Source organism: Mesorhizobium sp. M7A.F.Ca.AU.001.01.1.1 (assembly GCF_004022735.1).
Classification (GTDB): domain Bacteria; phylum Pseudomonadota; class Alphaproteobacteria; order Rhizobiales; family Rhizobiaceae; genus Mesorhizobium; species Mesorhizobium ciceri.
This window is the reverse complement of the sequence record NZ_RZPF01000343.1, coordinates 1-6,557: the sequence shown is the minus strand read 5'-3', so window position 1 is coordinate 6,557 and position 6,557 is coordinate 1. Positions and strand designations below refer to the sequence as shown.

At 63.6% G+C, this 6,557-nt stretch carries 6 protein-coding genes; 5 read left to right on the top strand and 1 reads right to left on the bottom strand.

Going from position 1 to position 6,557, the window contains the following annotated elements:
- The 3 genes from EN884_RS20520 to ggt form a co-directional block, all read left to right on the top strand.
- Nucleotides 1–689, top strand: a 689-nt coding sequence (locus tag EN884_RS20520) for an SDR family oxidoreductase (protein WP_128360708.1), incomplete at its 5' end; no start/stop codon positions are given.
- A gap of 12 nt (nucleotides 690–701) precedes the next feature.
- Nucleotides 702–1,991: an L-rhamnose catabolism isomerase gene (rhaI, locus tag EN884_RS20515; protein WP_063170035.1), complete on the top strand. Its 1,290-nt coding sequence runs from the start codon at nucleotides 702–704 to the stop codon at nucleotides 1,989–1,991.
- 308 nt (nucleotides 1,992–2,299) lie between these two features.
- Complete coding sequence (ggt, locus tag EN884_RS20510; protein ID WP_063170036.1) at nucleotides 2,300–4,039, top strand: gamma-glutamyltransferase; 1,740 nt, start codon at nucleotides 2,300–2,302, stop codon at nucleotides 4,037–4,039.
- Nucleotides 4,040–4,125: 86 nt separating this feature from the next.
- Here ggt and EN884_RS20505 read toward each other — a convergent pair whose 3' ends face one another.
- On the bottom strand, nucleotides 4,126–4,473 hold the full coding sequence (locus EN884_RS20505) for a hypothetical protein (RefSeq protein WP_032808338.1): 348 nt from the start codon (nucleotides 4,471–4,473) through the stop codon (nucleotides 4,126–4,128).
- Between the two features lie 504 nt (nucleotides 4,474–4,977).
- On the opposite strand from EN884_RS20505, the gene EN884_RS20500 reads away from it, so the two are divergent.
- Entirely contained in the window at nucleotides 4,978–5,853 is an 876-nt protein-coding gene (locus tag EN884_RS20500) for an ABC transporter substrate-binding protein (protein WP_024503125.1), read from the top strand.
- Nucleotides 5,846–6,557: iron chelate uptake ABC transporter family permease subunit (locus EN884_RS20495; RefSeq protein WP_164895076.1), on the top strand; the 712-nt coding region annotated here is incomplete at its 3' end. The genes EN884_RS20500 and EN884_RS20495, both read left to right, overlap by 8 nt.

Sequence of the window (6,557 nt, the reverse complement as noted above, 5' to 3'; positions counted from 1 at the left end):
AGACAGCACTGGCCAGCGCCAATGACGAACTGGCGAAAGTCTACGGCAGGGACTTCGTGCGGCCGGTGCTGATCAATGTCACCTCGGAGGAGCAGGTCATTTCGGGCTTTGCCGAGACAGCGGTCGAGTTCGGCGGCATCGACATTCTGGTATCGAATGCAGGGCTGGCCTCCTCGGCGCCGATCGAGGAGACGACGCTGGCGCTGTGGAACAAGAACATGGACATCCTGTCGACCGGTTATTTCCTGGTCTCGCGGGAAGCGTTCCGGCTGTTCCGCGCGCAGAAGATTGGCGGCAACGTCGTCTTCGTCGCCTCCAAGAACGGCCTTGCCGCATCGCCGAACGCCGCCGCCTATTGCACCGCCAAGGCTGCCGAGATCCATCTCGCCCGCTGCCTGGCGCTGGAGGGCGCGGAGGCGCAGATCAGGGTCAATGTCGTCAACCCGGACGCGGTGCTGCGCGGCTCGAAGATCTGGACCGGCGAGTGGAAGGAACAGCGCGCCGCCGCCTACAAGATGTCGACCGACGATCTGGAGGAGCACTATCGCTCGCGTTCGATGCTGAAGCGCTCGGTCTTCCCGGAAGACATCGCAGAGGCGATCTATTTCCTGGCGTCCGACATGTCGGCCAAGTCGACCGGCAACATCATCAATGTCGACGCGGGCAACGCCCAGTCGTTCACGCGCTGAGCGGAGGGGACGATGGAACACATCATCTCCGCCGACCTCGTCGACAAGGACAACGCCGCGCGCAAGGCAAACCTCGAGCGCGACTACGCCTCGCTCGGCGAGCGGCTCGACCGTCGCGGCATCGCCATCGACGCTATCAGAGACAAGGTCGAGAAATTCGCGGTGGCGATCCCGTCCTGGGGCGTCGGCACCGGCGGCACGCGCTTTGCCCGCTTTCCCGGTGCCGGCGAGCCACGCGATATCTTCGACAAGATCGAGGATTGCGCCGTCATCCAGCAATTGACGCAGGCGACGCCGACCGTTTCCCTGCACATTCCGTGGGACAAGGCCGATCCGAACCGGCTGAAGCAAGCGGCCTCGCGCTTTGGCCTCGGCTTCGACGCCATGAACTCCAACACCTTTTCCGACGCCAAGGACCAGAAGCTCTCCTACAAATTCGGCTCGCTGTCGCATGCCGACGCCGGCACGCGCCGGCAAGCGGTCGAGCACAATCTCGAATGCATCGAGATCGGCAAGACGCTCGGCTCCAAGGCGCTGACGGTGTGGATCGGCGACGGTTCGAACTTTCCCGGCCAGGTCAATTTCGCCAAGGCATTCGAGCGCTATCTCGACGCCATGAAAGAGGTCTACGCCGGACTGCCCGCCGACTGGAAGCTGTTCAGCGAGCACAAGATGTACGAGCCGGCCTTCTATTCCACCGTCGTGCAGGACTGGGGCACCAACTACATGATCGCGCAGGAGCTGGGCGACAAGGCGTTCTGTCTCGTCGACCTCGGCCACCATGCCCCAAACGTCAACATCGAGATGATCGTGTCGCGGCTGATCCAGTTCAAAAAACTCGGCGGCTTCCACTTCAACGATTCGAAATATGGCGACGACGATCTCGATGCCGGTTCGATCGATCCTTACCGGCTGTTTCTCGTCTTCAACGAACTGGTCGACGCCGAACTTTCCGGCGCCGAGGGGTTCGACCCGGCCCACATGCTCGACCAGAGCCACAACGTCACCGATCCGATCGAAAGCCTGATGCTATCGGCGGTCGAGGTGCAGCGCGCCTATGCGCAGGCGCTGCTGGTCGACCGCAAGGCGTTGGAAGATTTTCAGGATAGCAATGACGCGCTGATGGCGACGCAGACGCTGAAAGCGGCCTACCGCACCGATGTCGAGCCGATCCTCGCCATGGCGCGGCTGAAGACCGGCGGCGCCATCGACCCGGTCGCCGCCTATCGAGCGGCGGGTTACCGCGCCAAGGTTGCAGCGGAACGCCCTGCAGTCGCTGGCGGTTCGGGCGGCATTGTCTGAGGCCGAGCCGGCCCCCTCATCCGGCCGCTTTGCGGCCACCGCCCTCCGGGCGTTCGTTGTTCGAAAAGCCAAGCAGTTGGCTTTTCGCCCGCTGCGCGGACCACGCCTCACCCCCGCAGGGAGAAGAGACTGGCGTCAGCGCTGACACCTCCTCTCCCCTCGGGGAGAGGTCGGATTGCCCCGAATTGCCCTTCGCAATTCGGTTGGCAATCCGGGTGAGGGGGCTCTTTCTCGTGCTCCCTTAATTGTTAGTGGACTCGATCCGTCCAACACGGTCTTCTAGGCATCCCCCCGCCCGGAGAACCGCCATGCCTCTCAACCGTCGGACACTGATCGCCGCCAGTCTTTCCATCACCTTTGTCCTGGCGCCGTTGACGAGTGTCTTCGCCGCCTCGCCGGCGCCGGCCAAGGGCGAGCACGGCATGGTGGTGACGGCCCAGCATCTGGCGTCCGAAGTCGGCATCGAGGTGTTGAAGAAGGGCGGCAATGCTGTCGACGCGGCGGTTGCCGTCGGCTATGCGCTCGCCGTCGTCTACCCCAATGCCGGCAATATCGGCGGCGGCGGCTTCATGACCATCCGCTTCAAGGACGGCAAATCGACCTTTCTCGATTTCCGCGAGCGGGCGCCGCTGGCGGCGACAAAAACCATGTATCTCGACAAGGACGGCAACCCGGTGAAGGGCGCCAGCCTCGACGGCTATCTCGCCGTCGGCGTACCGGGCTCTGTGGCTGGCTTCGAGATGGCCCGTGAAAAATACGGCAAATTGTCCCGCCAGGATCTGATGGCGCCGGCAATCGGCTACGCCAAGGACGGGTTCATCCTCAACCAGGGCGACGCTGCCTCGTTTGCCGGCAGTGCCGACAGGCTGGCGAAGGACCCCGCGGCCGCCGCCATATTCCTGAAACCCGACGGCAAGCCCTATGGCATCGGCGAGCGGCTGGTCCAGCCCGACCTCGCCGCCTCGCTCGCCGCCATTTCCGAAAAGGGTACGGATGCCTTCTATAAAGGCGCCATCGCTGACGCCATCATCAAGGCGAGCGGCGCCAAGGGCGGCATTCTCGCCAAGCCGGATTTCGAGCAATATGCGGTGCGTGAGCTCAAGCCCGTGACCTGTACCTATCGCGGCTACGAGATCACCTCCTCGCCGCCGCCCAGCTCCGGCGGCATCATCATCTGCGAAATCCTCAACGTGCTGGAGGGCTACCCGCTGTCCTATCTCGGCGCAGGTTCCGCCGAGACGGTCCACGTCATGGTCGAGGCGATGCGCTACGCCTATGTCGACCGCAATTCAGCGCTTGGCGATCCTGATTTCGTCGATAACCCGGTCTCGAAACTGCTTGATAAGGCCTATGCCAAGGATATCCGCGACAAGATCGACCCGTTCCGGGCCGGCGTGTCGCAGGATTTGATGCCGAAGGGCTTTGGCGAGAGCAAGGAGACGACGCATTATTCGATCATCGACGATGCGGGCAATGCGGTCGCGGTCACCTACACGTTGAACGGTTCCTTTGGAGCCGGCGTCGTCGCCGACGGCACCGGCATCCTGCTCAACAACGAAATGGACGATTTCACCCAGAAACCCGGCGTGCCCAACCTCTATGGCCTGGTCCAGGGGGAGGCCAACGCCATCCAGCCGAAGAAGACGCCGCTGTCGTCGATGAGCCCGACCGTGGTCGCCAAGGACGGCAAGCCGTTCATGGTCATCGGCAGCCCCGGTGGTTCGCGCATCATCACCATCACGCTGGAAGCGATCGTCAATGTCATCGACCACGGCATGAACATCCAGGAGGCGATCGACGCGCCGCGCATCCACCATCAATGGCTGCCCGACAAGGTGTATGTCGAGCCGTTCGGCCTGTCGCCGGACACAGAAAAGCTGCTGGCCGGCATGGGATATCACCTCGATCTCGCCGACCAGACCTGGGGTCAGGCCGCCGGCATCCTGGTCGGCGGCAAGAGCCTGGCGGAAATCGAGAAAGGCGGCGGCGCGCGCTACAACGGCGCCATCGACAGCCGCGCGGCCTCTGGCGAGGCGCTCGGATACTGACAGCTCGGAGGAAAAGCTTGGAGCAGCGTGGCGATTCGGGTTGATCGCCCGCTGCTCAAGTGGATCGGCTCACACCGACTTGACCGTCACAAGACCAGCGTGAGGGTGGACGCAACCAGCATCAAGGCGGCAATGCCGACGAACAGCGCATAGATGCGCGGCCGGTCGAGCAGCAGCGCATTTCCGGAGATCCAGGCGGATGTGGCGCCGCCAAGCGCGAAGAGGAAGCCGTTGCGGTGCCCGAAGACCATCGATGCGGCCATCAGCCCGCCGATGATCAGCGCACCGAACACGATGATCACGGCAACGGCATATCTCTCGAAATCATTGCCGCTTCCCATGCTCGGGCCGATTGCGTTCAAGGTTGGCAGGTCGTCCGGATCGAAAGGGTTCGTCGACCCGTATTCGTCTTGACCGGCAGGCTCTCGCATCATTCGTTCTCCGTATAGCGGCAACAAATCATCAAGCCTTGCCGAGTGCAACCCGATCACGCTGCCTTGATGCGTTCGACCGGTCCTTGACGTCTTCAGGTGGCGGCTTGCTGCCGGCTTTTGGTTCTTGGCCGTCTTTGGTCTCTCAGGCAATCCAGGAAACGGCTGCCCAAAGGCGACCGTAGCTCCCTCTATCATGGAATGCATTCGTGGAGGAAAAATGATGCGGGGCGCGGATTGGGCTTCGCAAACCGTGATTCGGACGGTGACGTCGCACAGGGTTGTTGTACGGGCGAATCGCCTTGCGGCCAGTGGGCGTCTGCGCTTGGCATGCGGTTGCGTGAAAGTTGACTGGGCAGGCATCTTAAATGTTGACTAGTATACTCATGTTTCATAGTCACCGGGCAGTGGTCACTGGAGACCAACCCCCGAAAAGCAGGGCCGGCCGCATTGCAGAGAGACCAAGAGCCCCAGTCGAGAGCCGCGCCCGATCATTTGCGCAGCCGAATGACCCGGCGCCAGGCGCTCGGGCTTTTTTCGCTGCCGTTCGCCGGCATGAGGTCCTCCACGGCTGAAGCCCGTCCGTTGCGCATCGTCTGCCTGGATGACGGGTTGACCGAGACCTTGCTCATGCTCGGTGTCAGCCCGGTCGCCATTGCCGATCGGGAGGTCTGGGAGAAATGGGTGGTCGAGCCGCGGCTGCCGCCCGACGTCGCCGATCTCGGCACGCTGCTCGAGCCCAATCTCGAATTCCTGCAGCAGCTCAGGCCCGACATCATCCTGTCCATGCCGTATCTCGAGGGCATCAAGCCGCTGCTCGAACGCGTGGCTCCAGTGACGACGATCGGGCTCTATACCGAGGCCGGGCAACCCTATCGGCGCGCGCTCGAGGCGACGCGCCAGCTCGCCGGGCTTGTCGGCAAGGAAAGCGAAGGCGAGGCGCTGATCGCGGCGACAGACGCGTATCTTTTGGAGGTTCGCCAGCAACTGGCGCCGCTTTCGGCACGGCCGATCTATGTCGTCAGCTTCCTGGACCCCCGCAATGTGCGCGTCTACGGCGCAAAGAGCCTGTTTCAGGAGGTGTTCGACCGCATCGGGCTCAGCAACGCGTGGACGGCCGAGACCAACTATTGGGGGTTTTCGACCGTCGGCATCGACGGGCTGGCGACATCCAGCGATGCGCGCCTCGCCTATCTCGAACCCTTGCCTGAGGGCGCCGGCGGCACGCTGACCGAAAGTCCGGTCTGGAATGCCATGCCCTTCGTGCGCAACCGCTCGATCATGCGCCTTCCTGCCGTCCTGATGTTTGGCGCGCTTCCATCCGCGAGCCGTTTTGCTCGGGTCCTGGCATCGGCGATGACCGCGGAGGCCGCCCATGGCTGAGGATGCTGCCATTGCCCAAAGGGGGAAGCCTGCGTCGGCCGGCCGGGCCCCCGTGTGGAGCTTTTCCAGCAATCAGCCGGTAGGCGCGATCCTGCTTTGCGCGGTGCTGCTCGCGGCTGCGGCAGCGGCAACCGTCTCGAACCTCACCGTGCAACTGCCATCGGCGCTCTGGCTCCAATCGCTCGCCGCTCCCGACATCGCTGACATGCGGCAGGTGCTCGTCCACTATGCCTTCCTGCCCCGTCTTGCGATCAGCCTTTTGTGCGGTGCGGCGCTCGGGCTTGCCGGAACTGTCCTGCAGCAGGTTCTGCGCAACCCGCTCGCCTCGCCTGAAACCGTTGGCGTCTCGGCCGGCGCCTATCTGGCGCTGGCACTGGCGACGCTTCTGTCACCGTCCCTGCTTGCCTTCGGCCGCGAATGGGTGGCGCTGGCCGGCGCATTTATGGCCCTTGCCGCCGTCATCGCTCTGTCCTGGCACAAGGGCCTGTCGCCGCTTTCGGTGGTGCTGGCGGGGCTTGTGGTCAGCCTCTATGCCGGCGCCATCGGTGCCGCTCTCATCGTGCTGCGGCATGAATGGCTGGCCAGCCTGTTCATCTGGGGCGCCGGTTCGCTCGGCCAGCAGGATTGGTCGACGACGCTGTGGCTTTTGCCCCGCATCGGCACTGCTGCGCTTGCGATCTTCTTCATGGTGCGGCCCCTGACCC